The organism is Xanthomonas cassavae CFBP 4642 (genome assembly GCF_000454545.1).
Lineage (GTDB): Bacteria > Pseudomonadota > Gammaproteobacteria > Xanthomonadales > Xanthomonadaceae > Xanthomonas > Xanthomonas cassavae.
The window spans coordinates 1,492,734-1,510,586 of record NZ_CM002139.1 but is presented as its reverse complement, the minus strand read 5'-3'; the positions used below and the strand labels follow the sequence as shown (position 1 = coordinate 1,510,586).

General features: G+C 66.6%; 15 protein-coding genes and 1 pseudogene. 10 read left to right on the top strand and 6 right to left on the bottom strand.

Translation table 11 applies throughout. The features are described 5' to 3' along the window. Nucleotides 1-463 precede the first annotated feature (463 nt). The 5 genes from XCSCFBP4642_RS0106595 (at nt 464) to XCSCFBP4642_RS0106575 (ending at nt 4,709) form a co-directional block, all read left to right on the top strand. The gene (locus XCSCFBP4642_RS0106595) at nt 464-1,381 is read left to right on the top strand and encodes a TauD/TfdA dioxygenase family protein (RefSeq protein ID WP_029219109.1); all 918 of its coding nucleotides are present in this window, start codon (nt 464-466) and stop codon (nt 1,379-1,381) included. 41 nt (nt 1,382-1,422) lie between these two features. Then, nucleotides 1,423-2,466 (top strand): ABC transporter substrate-binding protein, encoded by a 1,044-nt coding sequence (locus XCSCFBP4642_RS0106590; protein WP_029219108.1) that lies wholly within the window; start codon nt 1,423-1,425, stop codon nt 2,464-2,466. 2 nt (nt 2,467-2,468) lie between these two features. Further along, complete coding sequence (locus XCSCFBP4642_RS0106585; RefSeq protein ID WP_029219107.1) at nt 2,469-3,302, top strand: ABC transporter ATP-binding protein; 834 nt, start codon at nt 2,469-2,471, stop codon at nt 3,300-3,302. Continuing rightward, complete coding sequence (locus tag XCSCFBP4642_RS0106580; protein ID WP_029219106.1) at nt 3,299-4,183, top strand: ABC transporter permease; 885 nt, start codon at nt 3,299-3,301, stop codon at nt 4,181-4,183. Before XCSCFBP4642_RS0106585 ends, XCSCFBP4642_RS0106580 begins: the two co-directional genes overlap by 4 nt. Nucleotides 4,184-4,355: 172 nt before the next feature. Beyond that, nucleotides 4,356-4,709: a DMT family protein gene (locus tag XCSCFBP4642_RS0106575; RefSeq protein ID WP_029219105.1), complete on the top strand. Its 354-nt coding sequence runs from the start codon at nt 4,356-4,358 to the stop codon at nt 4,707-4,709. A 139-nt stretch (nt 4,710-4,848) separates the two neighbouring features. Here the strand turns inward: XCSCFBP4642_RS0106575 and XCSCFBP4642_RS0106570 are convergent, their stop codons facing one another. From XCSCFBP4642_RS0106570 to XCSCFBP4642_RS0106545, 5 genes are all read right to left on the bottom strand, one after another. After that, complete coding sequence (locus XCSCFBP4642_RS0106570; RefSeq protein WP_029219104.1) at nt 4,849-5,787, bottom strand: DUF6607 family protein; 939 nt, start codon at nt 5,785-5,787, stop codon at nt 4,849-4,851. Between the two features lie 29 nt (nt 5,788-5,816). Further along, on the bottom strand, nt 5,817-6,449 hold the full coding sequence (locus XCSCFBP4642_RS0106565; RefSeq protein ID WP_029219103.1) for a hypothetical protein: 633 nt from the start codon (nt 6,447-6,449) through the stop codon (nt 5,817-5,819). A 5-nt stretch (nt 6,450-6,454) separates the two neighbouring features. Next, nucleotides 6,455-8,686 (bottom strand): TonB-dependent hemoglobin/transferrin/lactoferrin family receptor, encoded by a 2,232-nt coding sequence (locus XCSCFBP4642_RS0106560; RefSeq protein ID WP_029219102.1) that lies wholly within the window; start codon nt 8,684-8,686, stop codon nt 6,455-6,457. A gap of 296 nt (nt 8,687-8,982) precedes the next feature. Then, nucleotides 8,983-9,222: a hemin uptake protein HemP gene (hemP, locus tag XCSCFBP4642_RS0106550; RefSeq protein WP_029219101.1), complete on the bottom strand. Its 240-nt coding sequence runs from the start codon at nt 9,220-9,222 to the stop codon at nt 8,983-8,985. A 313-nt stretch (nt 9,223-9,535) separates the two neighbouring features. Beyond that, entirely contained in the window at nt 9,536-10,504 is a 969-nt protein-coding gene (locus XCSCFBP4642_RS0106545; protein ID WP_033898975.1) for an aldo/keto reductase, read from the bottom strand. 168 nt (nt 10,505-10,672) lie between these two features. On the opposite strand from XCSCFBP4642_RS0106545, the gene XCSCFBP4642_RS0106540 reads away from it, so the two are divergent. The 4 genes and pseudogenes from XCSCFBP4642_RS0106540 to XCSCFBP4642_RS26565 form a co-directional block, all read left to right on the top strand. Further along, nucleotides 10,673-11,971, top strand: coding sequence for a NupC/NupG family nucleoside CNT transporter (locus XCSCFBP4642_RS0106540; protein ID WP_029219099.1), 1,299 nt, complete (start codon nt 10,673-10,675; stop codon nt 11,969-11,971). A gap of 80 nt (nt 11,972-12,051) precedes the next feature. Beyond that, nucleotides 12,052-13,008 carry a ribokinase gene (locus tag XCSCFBP4642_RS0106535; RefSeq protein ID WP_029219098.1) on the top strand — a complete coding sequence of 319 codons (957 nt, stop codon included), beginning with the start codon at nt 12,052-12,054 and terminating at the stop codon, nt 13,006-13,008. A 398-nt stretch (nt 13,009-13,406) separates the two neighbouring features. Beyond that, a complete protein-coding gene (gene dusB / locus XCSCFBP4642_RS0106530; protein ID WP_029219097.1) occupies nt 13,407-14,405 on the top strand; it encodes a tRNA dihydrouridine synthase DusB in 999 nt (332 codons plus the stop codon). 128 nt (nt 14,406-14,533) lie between these two features. Beyond that, nucleotides 14,534-14,843, top strand: a pseudogene (locus tag XCSCFBP4642_RS26565) (SAM-dependent methyltransferase); the annotation flags it as partial. On the opposite strand, the gene XCSCFBP4642_RS0106520 reads toward XCSCFBP4642_RS26565, so the two are convergent. Next, nucleotides 14,840-15,946, bottom strand: a complete 1,107-nt coding sequence (locus tag XCSCFBP4642_RS0106520) for a metal-dependent hydrolase (RefSeq protein WP_029219095.1) — start codon at nt 15,944-15,946, stop codon at nt 14,840-14,842. The pseudogene XCSCFBP4642_RS26565 and the gene XCSCFBP4642_RS0106520 sit on opposite strands and share 4 nt — an antisense overlap. 455 nt (nt 15,947-16,401) lie before the next feature. Here XCSCFBP4642_RS0106520 and metK point away from each other — a divergent pair, with 455 nt between their 5' ends. Further along, complete coding sequence (gene metK / locus XCSCFBP4642_RS0106515) at nt 16,402-17,613, top strand: methionine adenosyltransferase (RefSeq protein ID WP_029219094.1); 1,212 nt, start codon at nt 16,402-16,404, stop codon at nt 17,611-17,613. The last annotated feature ends 240 nt before the right edge of the window (nt 17,614-17,853 follow it).

Sequence of the window (17,853 nt, the reverse complement as noted above, 5' to 3'; positions counted from 1 at the left end):
CCGGGCGGTCGATTCGCCATGACGCGCGTTACTGCCCGAACTGAAAACCTCTTCGGCTCTGCTGGCTTCTTGCGCCTCGGCCCCTGAAACAGGCGTCGGCCCGCGGCAATCCGCAGCCTGCGAAACGGACGCAGCATCAACGTGCGCTGTGAGTGCGAATGACAATCACCGTGCGACGCTCAGGCACGTGCGCGGTGTTTCGGATTCGCCTTGCACCGCACAGATGTTGTGCCTTCTCCGCACAATTGGTGCTCATTGCTGGCGCTTGCAGCGTCTTGCCGGCTGTTGCGGACCAGCAGCTGCATCCTGGACCTCCGCTCGCCGCCACCGATGAGGCGCTGCATATACCCGCAGCGCATAAGCACCTTGCCAATCGTACGTTCGCAGCAGGAACGCGACTGCCTACAGTGACCAGTCAGCTCGCCGTATCAGGCGTCCTTTGCTGTTGTCGAGGTGCAAGCTCGTGGCCAATGTTCGTTCTGCAGCGCGCGTGCAGCCGCCGCGCGCCGATGCCAACACGGGACACACCGCCGGCGTGCGGATCGTGCCCTTCGATGCGCCGCTGGGCGCGGACGTCATCGGGCTGGATCTGTCGCAGCCGTTGGATGCGGATACCTTCGCGCGCATCCACCGCGCGCACCTGGAGTACCACGTGCTGGTGTTTCGCGATCAGCGCATCACTCCGGCGCAGCAGGTCGAGTTCAGCCGCCGCTTCGGCCCGCTGCAGATCCACGTGCTGCGTAATTTCCAGCTGCATGGACATCCGGAAGTGCTGGTGGTTTCCAACATCAAGGAAAACGGCCAGCCGATCGGCCTGGGCGATGCCGGGCATTACTGGCACTCGGACCTGTCCTACAAGCAGACCCCTAGCCTGGGCTCGCTGCTGCATGCACAGGAGCTGCCTGCCGAGGGCGGAGATACCTTGTTCGCCAACCAGCACCTGGCCTGGCAGACCCTGCCTGATGCACTCAAGCGCACCGTGCAGGACCTGCGCGCAGAGCACAGCTATCTGGCCAAATATGAGGCGTTGCGCGCGCGCAATCCGTGGCGCCCGGCGTTGACGCCGGAGCAGATTGCCGAGGTCACGCCGGTGCAGCATCCGGTGGTGCGCACACACCCGGAAACCGGGCAGAAGGCCTTGTTCGTCAGCGAACATTTCACCACCCGCATCGTCGGGCTGCGCGAGGACAAAAGCCACGCGCTGCTGCAGACCTTGTTCGCGCACAGCACGCGCGCGGTGCTGGTGTACCGGCACCGCTGGCAGCCGCACGACATGGTGTTCTGGGACAACCGCTCGGTGATGCATCTGGCCGCCGGGACGCCCGACCACCTGCGGCGCCGACTCAACCGCACCACCATCGAAGGCGATGCGCCGTTCTGACCGCAGTGCTATCCCCGCCCCCCTCGCTACCGGAGCGCTGCATGCCTCTGACCGTCACTTCCCATGCACCGTTGCTGCGCCGCCGTCTTTCGCGACGCGTGGCGGTCCTGCTGCTGGCGGCACTGCCGCTGCTGAGCAGCGCGGCGCAGGCCGAGGGCAAGCTGCGCATCGCCAAGCAGTTTGGCATCGTCTACCTGCTGCTGGACGTGGCGCAGGACCAGAAGCTGATCGAGCAGCAAGGCAAGAAAGCCGGCGTGGACATCGACGTGCAGTTCCTGCAGCTGTCCGGCGGCGCGGCGGTCAACGATGCCTTGCTCACTGGGTCGATCGATATCGCCGGGGCCGGTGTCGGGCCGTTGTTCACCATCTGGGACCGCACCCGTGGCCGGCAGAACGTACGCGGGGTGGCGTCGCTGGGCAACTTTCCGTACTACCTGATCAGCAACAACCCGCGCATCAAGAGTATCGGCGACTTCACCCCGAAGGACCGCATCGCGGTGCCGGCCGCCGGCGTATCGGTGCAATCGCGGCTTCTGCAGCATGCCTCGCAACAGCGCTGGGGCGACAAGGGCACCCATCAGCTGGATCCGCTACAGGTGGCCCTGCCGCACCCGGATGCGGCGGCGGCGATCATCCATGGCCGCACCGAGATCACCGCGCATTTCGCCAGCCCGCCCTTCCAGGAGCAGGAGCTGGCGCGCAACCCGGCGGCGCATATCGTCACCAGCTCGTATGACATCGAGGGTGGGCCGTCGTCGGCCACGGTGCTGTACGCGACCGAAACATTCCGCCGCGACAACCCCAAGACTTACCGCGCGTTTGTGGCCGCACTGGATCAGGCAGCGAAGTTCGTCACCGCGCACCCGGAGCAGGCGGCGGATATCTTCCTGCGCCGGAACGGGTCGAGCATCGACCGTGCGCTGGTTCTGCAGATCCTCAAGGATCCCAAGGTGCAATTCACCGTGGCGCCGCAGAACACAGCGAAGCTTGGTCAGTTCATGCAGCGCAGCGGCGCGATCAAGCAGGCGCCGGCCAAGGTGGGCGATTACTTCTTCGACGACCCGCTGATTGCGGGCGGGAGCTGAGCATGGCGACACCCTTGCTGCAGGTCGATCACGTCAGCCTGGAATACGTCAACGCACAGCGGGTAGTGCGGGCCACCCATCGGGTGCGCTTCGATGTGCACGCGGCCGACCGCTTCGTGCTGCTGGGGCCGTCAGGTTGCGGCAAGTCCACCCTGCTCAAGGCGGTGGCCGGCTTCGTACAGCCACGCGAGGGGCAGATTCGTCTGGATGGGCAGGTGGTGACCGGGCCGGGGCCGGATCGGGTGGTGGTGTTCCAGGAATTCGATCAACTCGCGCCCTGGAAGAGCGTGCGCGAGAACGTGGTGTTCGGGCTGCGCGCAGCGCGCAAACTCGGCCGCGCCGAAGCCCGGGAGCGGGCAGACGAGAGCCTGGCCCAGGTCGGGCTGAGCGGGTTTGCCGATGCTTACCCGCACACCTTGTCCGGCGGCATGAAACAGCGCGTGGCGATCGCGCGTGCGTTGGCGATGCGTCCGCGCGTGTTGCTGATGGACGAGCCGTTCGCCGCACTGGATGCGTTGACCCGCTCGCGCATGCAGGAACAGGTGCTGGAACTGTGGGAGCAGGCGCGCTTCACCCTGCTGTTCGTCACCCATTCCATCGAGGAAGCGTTGGTGGTCGGCAACCGCGTGCTGCTGCTGTCGCCGCATCCGGGCCAGGTACGTGCCGAACTCAATGCGCATGCCTTCGGCCCGCACAGCGCCGGCAGCGTGGCCTTCCAGCAGACTGCGCAGCGCATCCATCGCCTGTTGTTCGACCTGCCTGACGACACGCTGGCCGACGACAAGGTGGCGCCGCTGCGTCGCCCTGCCCAGCTGCAACGCGGGGCGCTGCCATGAGCCGCTCGCCCGCCACCGCGCGGCCGCCGGTTCCGCCGGTACGCCCGGAATACGAACTGGCGCTGCAGCCACTGGATCCGGTCCTGCTGACCGCCGCCGCGCCGATCCGCTGGCAGGCGCCGGCATGGCTGCGCAAGGCCGTGGTGCTGGTGGTGCTGGCGGCGGTGTGGGAGATCGCTGCGCGTGTGGTCGGCGACGACCTGATGCTGCCCAGCGCGGCGCAGACCGCACGCGCGTTCTACGACGGCCTGCTGTCGGGCGAATTGCTGCGTCGGGTGGGGGCCTCGCTACGGGTACTGGCGCAGGGCTATCTGCTGGGCGTGGTATCGGCGTTCGGGCTGACCGCCGTGGCCGCCTCCACCCGCTGGGGTCGCGATGTCCTGGGCACGCTGACCGCCATGTTCAATCCGTTGCCGGCCATCGCACTGCTACCGCTGGCCTTGCTGTGGTTCGGCCTGGGCACCGGTAGTCTGGTGTTCGTGCTGGTGCACTCGGTGCTGTGGCCGCTGGCGCTGACCACCTATGCCGGCTTCCAGTCGGTGTCGGAAACCCTGCGCATGGCCGGGCGCAATTATGGATTGCGTGGGCCGCGCTACGTGGCGCAGCTGCTGATTCCCGCCGCGCTGCCGGCGATCCTGTCCGGGCTGAAGATCGGCTGGGCCTTCGCCTGGCGCACCCTGATCGCCGCCGAGCTGGTATTCGGCGCCACCTCCGGTCAGGGCGGTCTGGGCTGGTACATCTTCCAGAACCGCAACGAGCTGTATACCGACCGCGTGTTCGCCGGCCTGGCGATGGTGATCGTGCTGGGCCTGCTGGTGGAGGGCGCGGTGTTCCAGGCCATCGAGCGGCTGACCGTGCGCCGCTGGGGCATGCAGCGCTAACGGGGTGACCGTGTCGCGGCGATGGGTGGCCAGGCAATTGCCTAGCCGTTCTGCGGGCAACCATTTGCATCGGCCTGGAGCACCCTGACTGTGGAGCCGGGCTCATCGGCACGGTCGCGTGCGCTTAACGGGGCTGGCTTATGCTTCCGGCCCCTTTCCAGCCGCCGTCGTCATGCCCACTGCCCCCTTCACTGCCTACCTGTACCCGGTCCTGCTGCTGATCGCCAGCAATGTGTTCATGACCTTCGCCTGGTACGGGCACCTGAAGTACAAGAGCACGCCGCTGATGATCGCCATCCTGGTCAGCTGGGGTATCGCCTTGTTCGAATACTGCCTGCAGGTGCCGGGCAACCGCCTGGGCAGCGCGGTGTATTCCGCGCCGCAGCTCAAGGGCATGCAGGAAGTGATCACACTGCTGGTGTTCGCGGGCTTCTCGACCTTCTACCTGGGCCAGTCGCTGAAGTGGAATCACTGGGCCGCGTTCGGGCTGATCCTGGTGGCGGCGTTTTTGATGTTCAAGGAATGACGGCCTTCTGAGCGACCGCCGCCGCCCCGCCCGTAGGAGCGCACCTGGGCGCGACCTCGCGGAAGCGCGGCACTGCGCAATGGGGTGTTATCGGGAATGCCACGTCGCGCCCAGGTGTGCTCCTACGGCGCCGGGCGGGCTAGTTCGCCGCTTCCACCCACTGCGCAAACACCGCATCGATCTGCGCGTCCTTGACCCGCTTGCCCTGCTGCACGCGTTCGGCCTGTTCGAACATCGGCATGATCATCGCCATGCCGTCGGGCTTGGCCTTCAGATGCAGGCCAGGCGGGATGTCCAGGAACCTGGCCCAGCGTGCGCGTACCTTGGCCCAATAGCCCTGCGTGCCCTTCCAGTACGCATAGGCCGGAGCGAAGTCCACGTCGGTGGTCTTGCGGTACTCGTTGAACCCGAACTCGCGCGCGATGGGCTCCTGGCTGCCGTCCGGCTTGCGTAGCACCTTGGTGTTGAACTGCTCGTGCGTCCAGCCGTTGGGCGTGAGCGTGTGCCGGTTGATCACCGACAGCGCGTTGTAGTCGCTGCGCTTGGTGTACTCACGGCGCGGCAACGGGCGCCAGCTCAGATCGCTGGTCCAGGTGGGATGGCCGTCGGCATAGTCCCAGCGACCGGTGCCGCAATAGCGCGGCGCATCGCTGACCTCGAAGACGCATTGCGTCCATGCGCCCTGCGTGGCCGATGCCGGCAGCGCACGCACCGTCCAGGTCTGATCGGCGCTGAATTCGAAACGCTGCGGCGCCTCGTACACCCAATCCTGCCGCCAGTGCTTGGTCACATGCCTGCTCTTTTCGTCGACCAGCAGATGCTGCAACACCAGCTTGCGCGGTGAATCCTCCACCACGATCACCACTTCGCTGGCGCGGCTGCGCATGGCCGATGCACGCTCGTAACCGGGCTTGAGCAGCACGGTTTCGTCGAAGGCGAAGTCCACCGCGTATTCGCCCTGCATCGACAGGATGCGCTGCCGATCCCGTTCGGGATCGGCAGCGGCGTCGGCGGCAATCGCCGACAGCGGCAGCAGGCTCAACGCGGCGACAAGGCAGCATGGCAGTACTCGGTTCATCTCGATTCTCGGTGGTGGGATCAAGAACATCAGCGGCGCAGCCGCAGCAAGGCAGCGTGCATGGCCGCCGGGTCGCTACCGGCAGCGGCAGGCGGGGCCACCCGCAGCGCGGCGGCGCGCGCGCAACAGCAATCATCCACCGCCACCCGTCCGTCGATGCCCTCATCGTGCGCCAATCGCGCAGCGACTTCGGCGCCCAACGCCGACACGGTGACCAGGCTGGCCGCCAGCGACGACGCGCGGTCGCCGCCGGCCTGCAGGCGCAGCGCGCTCAGCCGCCAGTGCTCGCCGCGCATGCGCCCGGCCAGACGACGCCACAGGCGCTCGCCCAGGCCCCGCGCCTGGTTCTCCATCGCCAATGGCGGCAGCTGGCAGATCAGCCGGTCCCAGCTGAGAAAATCGCTGTCCGGCAGCAGGTAGAGCCGCCAGCAGCACTGTCCGTCGGTATCAAAGAAGCAAACGCCTTCGCGCACGCCGTCGCTGTCCAGCTGCCGACAGGCCGCTGCGTCGACCGCGTGCTGCCAGCCCTCGAGTTCATTGCCCAGGGCCGGGCGATACAGGCACAGCACCGAGCCCAGGGCCGCCAGCTGCGCCGGGCGCGGCAGCGTGCGGCGGGTGACACGCGCGTTCGACGACAACGGCAGCGGGCGGGCGATGGGCATGGCCGCTACCAGCTCACGGCCAGGCTGACCGAGGCGGTGCGCCCGGCTGCGGTGAAGCGATCGACCACGCTACTGCTGGCAAGCGTGCCGTTGGGCAACGCATTCCAGTCCACATAACGACGGTCGGCCAGGTTGAAGATGCCGGCGGTGAGCTTGGCGCCGGGCGCGAACTCCCAATGCCCCATCAGGTCCAGCGTGGCGTAGCCGGCCGGCGTGTAATAACTGTCCAGCTGCGGGCGGCGCTTGCGCGCAACCAAGGTGCCGATCAGTTCGGCGCCCCACTGCGTGCCGTCGAAAGCTACGCCCAGCGTGCCGCGCAGCGGATCCACCGAATTGAGCGGCGTGGTGTCGGTGAGGTTGTCGCCTTCCGAATACGCCACCGCGCTATTCAGCGACCAGCCCTGCCAGCCGGCCAGCACGCCCAGATCGAGCCCGCCGCGCGCTTCGGCCCCCTTGATCACCACATCGTCGACATTGCGCGACTGAAACACCAGGAAGCCGTCGGCGTTGGTACCAGCCGGCGCGTTCGACTCGATGAAGTTGCGGTAATCGGTGTAGTACACGGCCAGGCCGAGATACCCCACCGCATCGTTGAAGCGCAGCCCCAATTCGCCACCGCGGCTGGTTTCCGCTTTCAGATCGGGGTTGGCGATGGCGGTGTAGCGCGCCTGCAGGTTGGTGAAGCCGATATTGACGTCGTTGTAAGGCGGGGCGCGGAAACCATGCGCGTAATTGGCGTAGGCCGACCAGGTATCGGAAAAGCGCCACACCGCACCGAACTTGGGCGAGACCTGGGTCTGGTCGATGGTCGCCACCGCCACGCCCGGATTGTCCTCGCGGAAGATGCCATCTGGCTGTGGCGACAGGCGGAAATGGTCCACGCGCACGCCCGGCGTCAGCGACAGCCGCCCATCCAGCAAGCCGATCTCGTCCTGCGCGTACAGGCCCAGCTTCGTGGTCTGGCTTTTGGGAAAATCGCGCACGGGAAACACATCCTGGCCGACCCGGTTGCTGATCGCGCCGTTGGCAAGATTCACCGAATAGCCGTCGCGCTTGGCGCGGGTGTCGGTCCAGCTAGCGTCCAGCCCATAGGTGATGTCGTGCTGCAGCGCATCGGCGGCGATGACCTTGTGCGCATTGACCAGCAGCCCGTACACGCGCTGGTCGAAGCTGTGTTCGTTGTGGCGGCGGGTCGCGTTGCCGCGCAGCTCGTTGGTGCGCTGCAGGCTTTCGCTTTCCTGGCGATACAGCAGCCATTGCAGGTCGTCGGCAAGCGCGGCGTCCAGCGCATCCAGCTCGTGCCGCAACGAGACCCGCGCACGTGTCTGATGATCGCGCCCCTGCTGCGACAACACCCGCAGCGACGGTGTCGGCGAGCGCGTATCGATACTGCTCAAGGCCTCGATGCTGCCGTAGTCCTCGTTGCCTTCCACGGTGAGCTTGAAGCGCTGCTGCGCGCTCGGCGCATAGACCAGTTTGGTCAGCACACTGCGGCCGTCCAAGGTCTGCGGGTTGGCGGCGGTACGGGTGACATCGCGGCTGCGGTTGTCGCCCTGGTTCTGCGTCTCCTGGCCCTGGCGATGCGCCACCGCCACCATGCCGCTCCAGCGCTCGCCGCCAAACGCGCCGGTGGCGCCGGCGAACAGGCCATTCCAGTCGCCTTCGTAGCCGAACTTCAGACCGACGTAGCTGTGCTTGTCCTCGCGCAGATAATCGGCCGGATCCTTGGTGACGAAGGCCACCACACCGCCCAGGGCATCGGAGCCATACAACGAACTGGCCGGCCCGCGCACCACTTCCACGCGCTTGAGCGTTTCCAGGTCGACGAAGTTGCGATTGGCATTGAGGTAGCTGCCGAACGCGAAGGTGTCCGACACCGGCACGTTGTCCACCAGGATCGCCACGCGATTGCCATCCAGGCCGCGGATGCGGATGCCGTTGGCGCCGGTAAAGCGTCCGCTGGTGCTGGTCACCGACACTCCCGGCGTATAGCGGAACAGGTCCTTGAGCTCGCGCACCAGCTGGTTGTCCAGTTGTTCGCGGTCGATCACATCCACCGTGGCCGGTACATCCACCAGCGCGCGCCGGGTCCGCGTGGCGGTGACCTGCAGACGGTCGAAGTCGTGCACCTCCCGCGCAGCGTCGCCGCCGGCATCGGATTCGGCGGCATGGGCACACAACGGGGCGGCAGGCAGCGCGAGCGACAGCGCGACCACCAGCGGATGCAGGCGAATCATCAAGCAACCTTTGTGGAAGACCCCCCGGCAGCGCGCACAGCGAACCGGCCGCGCACGGCAACCGAGGGTGGAGAGATGGGTGGCGGACGGCGGCGGCAACGCCCGCGGCGAACAGCCGGTGCCCCTGCACAGCGGCGCCGATGGTGCGAGTGCAATGGCTGCGGAACCCTGCCGGCAGCGGGCAGCGCACGCCGACATCGCACACGGCGATGCCGGCGGCTTGCCGTGGCGGCGTCTGCGCCCGATCTAACAGGGCGCAGCGGTTCCCTTCGCTGGGATGACGTGGGGGACGCGAATTACTTGGTCAGGATGAGCTTGTCGTTGCTGGTGTGGCGCAGGCGATAGACGCGATCGCCATGCTGGATCAACACTTCGCGACGCCCCTTGAGCAAGGCCTCGCTGCTGATGAGGTCTTCGGCAGGCACCACGCGGGGTACGGCACGGTCGCGCAGGTTGACCGGTTCGGAGCGAAGCAGCACGGGATGAGCGGTCATGATCTGGATCTCCAGTCGGTTGGCCAGGCAAATAATAACCATTCTCATTAAATGATCAAGAGCCATTCTCACCTGAATGGCGGAATCTTTGTATGCCCTCGCATTTTTAGATCGATGCGATCAATCGCTATTGCGATTTTTTCGGAAGCCGCGCGAGCGGATGGCTCGCTCCAGCTGCTCCAGGCACGTTCGATAGCTGGCGGGTGGCCCTCTGCCGCGTTCCGATCCCCTGGGCAACTGGGCTACCGAATCGAGGGGCAATGCAAACGCGCCTTGCAAGCCTTCCAATCCAAGACCGCCCGCGGCGCACTGCCTGCACTGTGCACGCCGCAGGTCCTTACCGGTCCCTGTCCGCTTAGCGTGTCGCCGCTTCCACCTGCGCCCAGCCGGCTGCATCCATCTGGTCCAGCACCGCGAGCGCGGTCAGGTTTTGTTCCAGCTGCGCCACCCGGCTGGCGCCCAGGATCACCGAGGATACGTGCGGATTGCGCAGGCACCAGGCGATCGCCAGCGGCGCCGGCACCTGGCCCAGCTCGGCGGCCACTGCACAGAACGCGCGGGCGCGTTCGAGGCGGCGGGATTCCGGCGTGCCCAGCACGTCGTCCTGCAGCCAGGCGTTGCCGGGCTGGCCCAGCCGGCTGTCGGCGGCCACCCCCACGTTGTACTTGCCGGTCAACAGGCCGGACGCCAGCGGCGACCAGACGGTGGTGCCCAGCCCGGCCTCGCACAGCGGCGCATACTCGTGTTGCAGCCGCTGGCGGTGCAGCAGGTTGTACTGCGGCTGTTCCATCGACGGCGCATGCAGATGCTCCTGTTCGGCGATGGCGATCGCCGCGCGCAACTGCTCGGCGCTCCATTCCGACGTGCCCCAGTACACCACCTTGCCCTGGCGAATCAGCGCGTCCATCGCCCGCACGGTTTCCTGGATCGGCGTGTCAGGGTCGGGCCGGTGGCAGAAATACAGATCCAGATACTCCACGCGCAGGCGCTTGAGCGCGGCATGGCAGGCATCGGCGACATGCTTGCGCGAGAGCCCGCGCTGGGTCGGGCGCGGGCTGTCCACCGCACCGAAGAACACCTTGCTGGACACGCAGTAGCCGTCGCGCGGCAGGCGCAGGTCGGCGATCACATCGCCCATCACCTCTTCGGCGCGGCCACGGGCGTAGACCTCGGCGTTGTCGAAGAAGTTGATGCCGTTGTCCCAGGCCGCAGCGATCAGGTTGCGCGCCTCGCTGCGGCCGATCTGCTTGCCGAAAGTGACCCAGGCCCCGAACGACACGGCCGACAGCTGCAGCCCGGTGGAACCCAGACGACGGTAACGCATGGAATACTCCTGCACCCTCCAGGGCACCTGCCCCGGACCGGATTGCGCAGTTTAGCGGCCGGGGCGCCGGGGCGAACCAGTGCCGGCCGTCTGAATGCCGCTCGCCTTGCCCGCCGACACCCCCTGCTCTAGGCTTCTCGTTTTGCCGTCAGCAGCCCGGGGATTGGAATGGTCGAAGGTTTGGGAAGGATCGGTTTCGGCCTGGTCGGTCTGGCGGTGCTCATCGGCATCACCTGGCTGTTTTCGGCCAACCGCCGCGCGATCGACTGGAAGCTGGTCGGCACCGGCCTGTTGCTGCAGATCTCGTTCGCTTCGCTGGTGCTGCTGGTGCCGGGCGGGCGCGACGTGTTCGACTCGCTGGGCAAGGGCTTTGTGAAGGTGCTGAGCTTCGTCAATGAAGGCTCCACCTTCATTTTCGGCAGCCTGATGAACATCGAAAGCTACGGCTTCATCTTCGCGTTCCAGGTGCTGCCCACCATCATCTTCTTCTCGGCGCTGATGGGCGTGCTCTACCACCTGGGAGTGATGCAGCTGGTGGTGCGTGCGATGGCCTGGGCGATCACCAAGGTGATGCGCGTGTCCGGTGCGGAAACCACCAGCGTCTGCGCCAGCGTGTTCATCGGCCAGACCGAAGCGCCGCTGACGGTGCGTCCGTACATTCCCAAGATGACCCAGTCCGAATTGCTGACGATGATGATCGGCGGCATGGCGCATATCGCCGGCGGCGTGCTCGCCGCCTACGTCGGCATGCTCGGTGGCAGCGACCCGGCGCAGCAGGCTTTCTACGCCAAGCATCTGCTCGCCGCCAGCATCATGGCGGCGCCGGCCACCCTGGTGGTCGCCAAGCTGCTGGTGCCGGAAACCGGTACGCCGCTGACCCGCGGCACGGTCAAGATGGAGGTGGAGAAGACCACCAGCAACATCATCGATGCGGCCGCGGCCGGTGCCGGCGACGGCCTGCGCCTGGCACTGAACATCGGCGCGATGCTGCTGGCCTTCATCGCGCTGATCGCGCTGATCAATGCACCGCTGACCTGGCTGGGCGAAGTGACCGGTGCGGCGGCGGCGCTGGGCAGGCCGACCAACCTGTCCACGATCTTCGGCTACGTGCTGGCCCCGGTGGCCTGGGTGATCGGCACGCCGTGGGCGGACGCGACCACGGTCGGCTCGCTGATCGGGCAGAAGGTGGTGATCAACGAATTCGTCGCCTACACCGAGTTGTCGCAGATCGTGAAGGGCCAGGTTGCCGGCGTGAGCCTGAGCGAAGAAGGCCGCCTGATTGCCACGTATGCTCTGTGCGGCTTTGCCAACTTCAGCTCGATTGCGATCCAGATCGGCGGCATTGGCGGGCTGGCACCGGAACGTCGTCACGATCTGGCCAAGTTCGGCCTACGCGCAGTGCTCGGCGGTTCGATCGCCACGTTCATGACCGCTACCATTGCCGGCGTGCTCTCGCATTTCGGTTGAGGCGGGACTGGTTCATCGGCGTGCCGTTCTAATGGCTGTACGCCACGTGTCATCTTCGTCATTCAAGCAAGCAGGTATTTATGAGTTCGGTCGTCGTTGTCGGGTCCTTCAATGTCGATCACGTGTGGCGGTGCGACGTGCTGCCGGCGCCGGGCGCCACCATCGCCGGCCGCTACAGCACCGGCCCGGGTGGCAAGGGCTTCAACCAGGCGGTCGCGGCCGCGCGTGCCGGTGCCAGGACGCACTTCCTGTGCGCGCTGGGCGACGATGCCGGCGGCGCGCTGGCGCGCTCTCTGGCTGCGCACGACGGCTTTGCGTTGATCGCCGAGCCCAGCAATGAGCCGACCGGCACCGGCGGGATCTATGTCGACGCGCACGGCCGCAACACCATCGTGATCGGGGCCGGCGCCAACTCGGTGCTGAGCGCAGCGTTCGTGGACAACCAGCGCGCGCTGGTGGCCTCATCCGGCGTGCTGCTGGCGCAGCTGGAATCGCCGGCGGAGACGATCGAATCGGCGCTGGCGCTGGCACGCGAATGCGGCGTGCTGACCGTGCTCAACGCCGCACCGGCCAATGCGCCGACCTCGATCGGCCTGCTCAAGCTGTCGGACGTGCTGACGCCCAACGAAACCGAATTTGCCGCCCTGCTCGGCCGCCATGTCGGCGAACGCATCAATGCCGACGATGTGGCGGCGCTGGACGGCAACACGCTGCATTCGCTGTGCCGCAAGCTGCTGCCGGGCGGTACCGTGGTGGTGACACTGGGATCGGTGGGCGCCTTCATCTCGCATGCGGAGGAACAGCTGCGCGGCGACACGGCCGCGCATTACCGCGTGGGCGCGGAAAGCGCGCAGACGGTGGACACCACCGGCGCCGGCGATGCCTTCAACGGCGCACTGGTGGCCTCCCTGGCGCAGTCGCCTGGCGCAAGCTTCATCACCCACATTCGCTTTGCCACCCGCTACGCGGCACGCTCCACCGAAGTGGAAGGCGCTGCCAACTCCATGCCGCGGCTGCTGCCCGATGTGGCTGTGTAAGTCGCACGCGTCGAACGACCAATGAAGGCGACCGCACCGATGCGGTCGCCTTCTGCATGAGGGCCTTGGCCTGCTCGTCAGAGACTGTTTGCGCCGCGGACCGCATGTTGGAGCTTGACTGCCGAAGGACGCTGCGAGCTCTGCTGCTGCCGGAGCTTCTGTCGCCTTCTCGGAAATCACTGGGATACGAAAAGGAGACGTGATGCAGCGTCGGGCGCCCGTGCCCTCATCCGGCGCTGACGCGCCACCTTCTCCCGACGGGAGAAGGACTAGACGCTGCTCCGCCGCCCCCGTTCTATCCAGTGGCGCGACCCGCACAGCCATCGCGCGGCACCGAAGGCCGGAAACGCTCTTCCGATTCCCGATTCCCGATTCCCCACCCCAGCTACAATGCCCGCATGCAGATCGGCCCTTACACCATCGCCCCCAAGGTGATCCTCGCCCCGATGGCCGGCGTCACCGACAAACCGTTCCGGCTGCTGTGCAAGCGGCTGGGCGCCGGGCTGGCGGTGTCGGAGATGACTATTTCCGATCCGCGCTTCTGGGGCACGCGCAAGTCGCTGCACCGCATGGATCACGCCGGCGAGCCTGACCCGGTCAGCGTGCAGATCGCCGGCACCGAGCCGCAGCAGCTGGCCGAGGCGGCGCGCTACAACGTCGATCACGGTGCACAGCTGATCGACATCAACATGGGCTGCCCGGCCAAGAAGGTCTGCAACGCCTGGGCCGGCTCGGCGCTGATGCGTGATGAGGCGCTGGTGGCGCGCATCCTGCGTGCGGTGGTGCAGGCGGTGGAGGTACCGGTGACCTTGAAGATCCGCACCGGCTGGGATTGCGACCACCGCAACGGCCCGGTGATTGCACGCATTGCCCAGGACTGCGGCATCGCCGCGCTGGCGGTGCACGGGCGCACCCGCGACCAGCACTACACCGGCAGCGCCGAGTACGCCACCATCGCGCAAATCAAGGCCGCGCTGCAGATTCCAGTGATTGCCAACGGCGATATCGATTCGCCGCACAAGGCCGCACAGGTGCTGCGCGAGACCGGCGTGGATGCGGTGATGATCGGCCGTGCCGCGCAGGGGCGGCCATGGATCTTCGGCGAGGTGGCGCATTACCTGGCCACCGGCGAGGCGTTGCCGCCGCCGTCGCTGGCGGTCGTACGCGACACCTTGCTGGACCATCTGCAGGCGCTGCATGCGTTCTACGGACAGCCGCAGGGCGTGCGCATCGCACGCAAGCACCTGGGCTGGTACGCCAAGGATCATCCGCAAGGCGCGGACTTCCGCGCGGTGGTCAACCGCGCCGACACGCCAGAGGCGCAGCTGGCGCTGACCGGCGACTATTTCGATGCGCTGATCGCCGGCGTGGCGCCGTCGCTGCCGAACGCCGCCTGAGGTTTTTCTGTTTGCTGGAGCGGCACGCATGAGCGCACCGGGCGACACTCCGACTTCTCTGCACGGTTTCTCGGCCACCGAACAGGCCCGCCTGCTCAAGCAGGCGCGGTGACTGGAAGCCACGCTCTTTCCAGCACGACCAGGGCGGCGATCCCTTCGTGGGCGCCAAGCTCGCCAACCTGCTGCTGGCCGGCAGCTTTGGCGATGTGCAGACCCAGATCAAGACGCCGCACCTGGACAACCGCGAGCCGGGCCGGTGCAAGACCATGATCGGGTTCTGGGAAGAAGTGCTGCTGTCGGCGGCCGAGCAGCTGCTGCATGCCGGCGCGGTGGACGCCGATACGGTGGACGGCATGCGCCGCAAACTGGCGCAGGTGCAAAGCGACCCGGATGCGGCGTTCTTCTATTCCTTACTTGCAGGCGCGCGCCACGGTCTACCGAGGCACCGAGGCCGACGCCGGTGCGCTTGCCGGCGTGCTGTCGTGTTCCAGATCGCCGGTCAGCGCCTTGCCGCTGGGCGCGTTCCAGATGCGGTGCCACATCTGCGCCAGCACCGCCCAGATCTGGTCGCGGGCCACCGGGGCGCGGTATGCCGCCTGGACCTGCCGCGGCACGATCGGCTGCCAGTCACCGTCGTCGCGATGGGCGACCACGAAGTTGAAGTTGTAGTCCGGTTCCAGGCCCATCCGCAGGTCGCTGAGCATCAGGTCGTCGTCCACCAGCCGCGCGCGCATGAAGCCGCGGTTGAACCAGGTCAGCCGGCGCACCGAGTCGAACGCGGCCACCTCGCCCAGCGCCTGGGCGTTGCTGGAAAACCCGCGGAACTGCATCGGGCCGCTATCGGCCACCAGCGAGCGTTCGCCGATGACATAGCCGCTGGGCGTCATTGCCACCACGCGCCAGAGCAGCGTATTGAAGGGCATCGGCACCGAGAAACGCGGCGCGTCGGCCAGCCCCATGGCGGCCAGGGCGCGATCAGCCTGCTGATCGACCAGATGCTTGGCGATCAGCGACCAGCCCAGATACGCAGAACTGGCCACCAGGCCGATCACCAGCACACGCTGCGCCAGCGGGCGCTCGCGTGCGAACCAGGCGATGGCGCAGGCCAGCAGCAGCCACAGCGTATAGGCCGGGTCGATGATGAAGACGCTGGACCACATGGTCGGATGCGGTTGCAGCGGCCACCACAGCTGGGTGCCGTAGACGGTGAAGGCGTCCAGCAGCGGGTGGGTGATCAGGGCCAGCTGTATCGCCCAGAACCAGCGCATGGGCGCGCCAGCCACGCGTCCATTGCCGTAGCGGCGGAACAGCCACCAGATCAGCCACCCCAACAGTGGTAGCACGAACAGCGAATGGCTGACGCTGCGGTGCACCGTCATCAGGGTGACCGGGTCGTCGGTCAATGGCAGCAAGGCCAGTGAGTCGAGGTCGGGCAAGGTGCCCAGTGCCGCGCCGGCGAGCAAGGCGGCACGCCGCTGTCCGGGCGGCGCGATGGCGGCAGCGATGGCACCGCCAAGAACGATCTGGGTCAGGGAATCCATCGCCCGATGCTAGCAGGCTGGACACACATCCATCGGACCAAGGTGGTGAGCGTTTAAGTTGGCACACAGCTGCGCGTGCATTCGTGTTCCATGCACGGTGTACAAGGGATGCTGCGACTCCTTGCGACTCCTTGCGACTCCTTGCGACTCCTTGCGACTCCTTGCGACTCCTTGCGAGTCCTTGCGAGGCGCGCGACTGCGCGATGGCTTCAGCGCGAGCCTAGGCAACCGCCGGCCGACGGCGCAGCGCGACGGCCGCGGCCGTTCCACCTGCCAGGTACGGAGCCCCTCCCATGCACCGGCTTCGGCCCACAGCACACAGGGGCGGTGTCCGCTGCCTGCATCCCTGGCGTCTTAACCCCACGGCGCCGCGTTCAGGCGCACAATGCAAGGGTCACCGCGGGCGTGTATCATCCGCACCCATCTTTTCATCCGAATCAAGGGATATAAGCCTGATGTCCAGCTACCTGTTCACCTCCGAATCGGTCTCCGAAGGCCATCCGGACAAGATTGCCGACCAGATTTCCGATGCCGTCCTGGATGCCATCCTGGCCCAGGACAAGCGCGCCCGCGTGGCCTGCGAGACGATGGTCAAGACCGGCGTGGCGATCGTGGCCGGCGAAGTGACCACCAGCGCCTGGATCGACCTGGAAGCGCTGACCCGCAAGGTGATCCTGGACATCGGCTACAACAGTTCCGAGGTCGGCTTCGACGGCGAGACCTGCGGCGTGCTCAACCTGATCGGCAAGCAGTCGCCGGACATCAACCAGGGCGTGGACCGCAAGAAGCCCGAAGAACAGGGCGCTGGCGACCAGGGCCTGATGTTCGGCTATGCCACCAACGAGACCGACAGCTACATGCCGGCGGCGATCCACCTCTCGCACCGCCTGGTCGAGCAGCAGGCCAAGATCCGCAAGAAGAAAAACTCGGCACTGTCCTGGCTGCGTCCGGATGCCAAGTCGCAGGTCACCCTGCGCTATGAAGGCGGCGTGGCGACTGCGATCGACGCAGTGGTGCTGTCGACCCAGCACGATCCGGGCATCAAGCAGAAGGACCTGATCGAAGCGGTGCGCGAGGAAATCCTCAAGCCGGTGCTGCCGGCCAAGTGGCTGCACAAGGGCACCAAGTTCCACATCAACCCGACCGGCAAGTTCGTGATCGGCGGCCCGGTGGGCGATTGCGGCCTGACCGGTCGCAAGATCATCGTCGACACCTACGGCGGCTGGGCCCGTCACGGTGGCGGCGCATTCTCGGGCAAGGATCCGTCCAAGGTCGACCGTTCGGCCGCCTATGCCGCGCGCTATGTGGCCAAGAACGTGGTGGCTGCGGGTCTGGCCGACCGTTGCGAAGTGCAGGTCTCCTATGCCATCGGCGTGGCCGAGCCGACCTCGATTTCGGTCACCACCTTCGGCACCGGCAAGATCGCCGACGAGCAGATCGAGAAGCTGATCCGCACGCACTTCGACTTGCGTCCGTTTGGCATCATCCAGATGCTCGACCTGATCCACCCGATGTACCAGCAGACCGCGTCCTACGGTCACTTCGGCCGCAAGCCGAAGGACTTCACCTACACCGACGGTGCCGGCGCGCAGCATTCCGCCACCTCGTTCTCGTGGGAGAAGACCGACCGCGCCGACGCCCTGCGCACCGATGCAAAGCTGAAGTAAGCACGCCGCTCCTGCAGGAGCGAGCGCGATGCGCAACGACCGGGCCGCTGATGCGGCCCGGTTTCGTTTCGGGGTCTGTCGGTGGGTTGCCCAACTCCAGGAAGTGGCAGATTGCGAAGGCTCCGGCTTACCGCGGCCCCGCACGCGGACGGGCGTGACGAAATAAAACCCCTCTCCTGCGGGAGAGGGTTGGGGTGAGGGTACCGGCGAAACCACTCACCTGCCGAATAGCACGTGGCT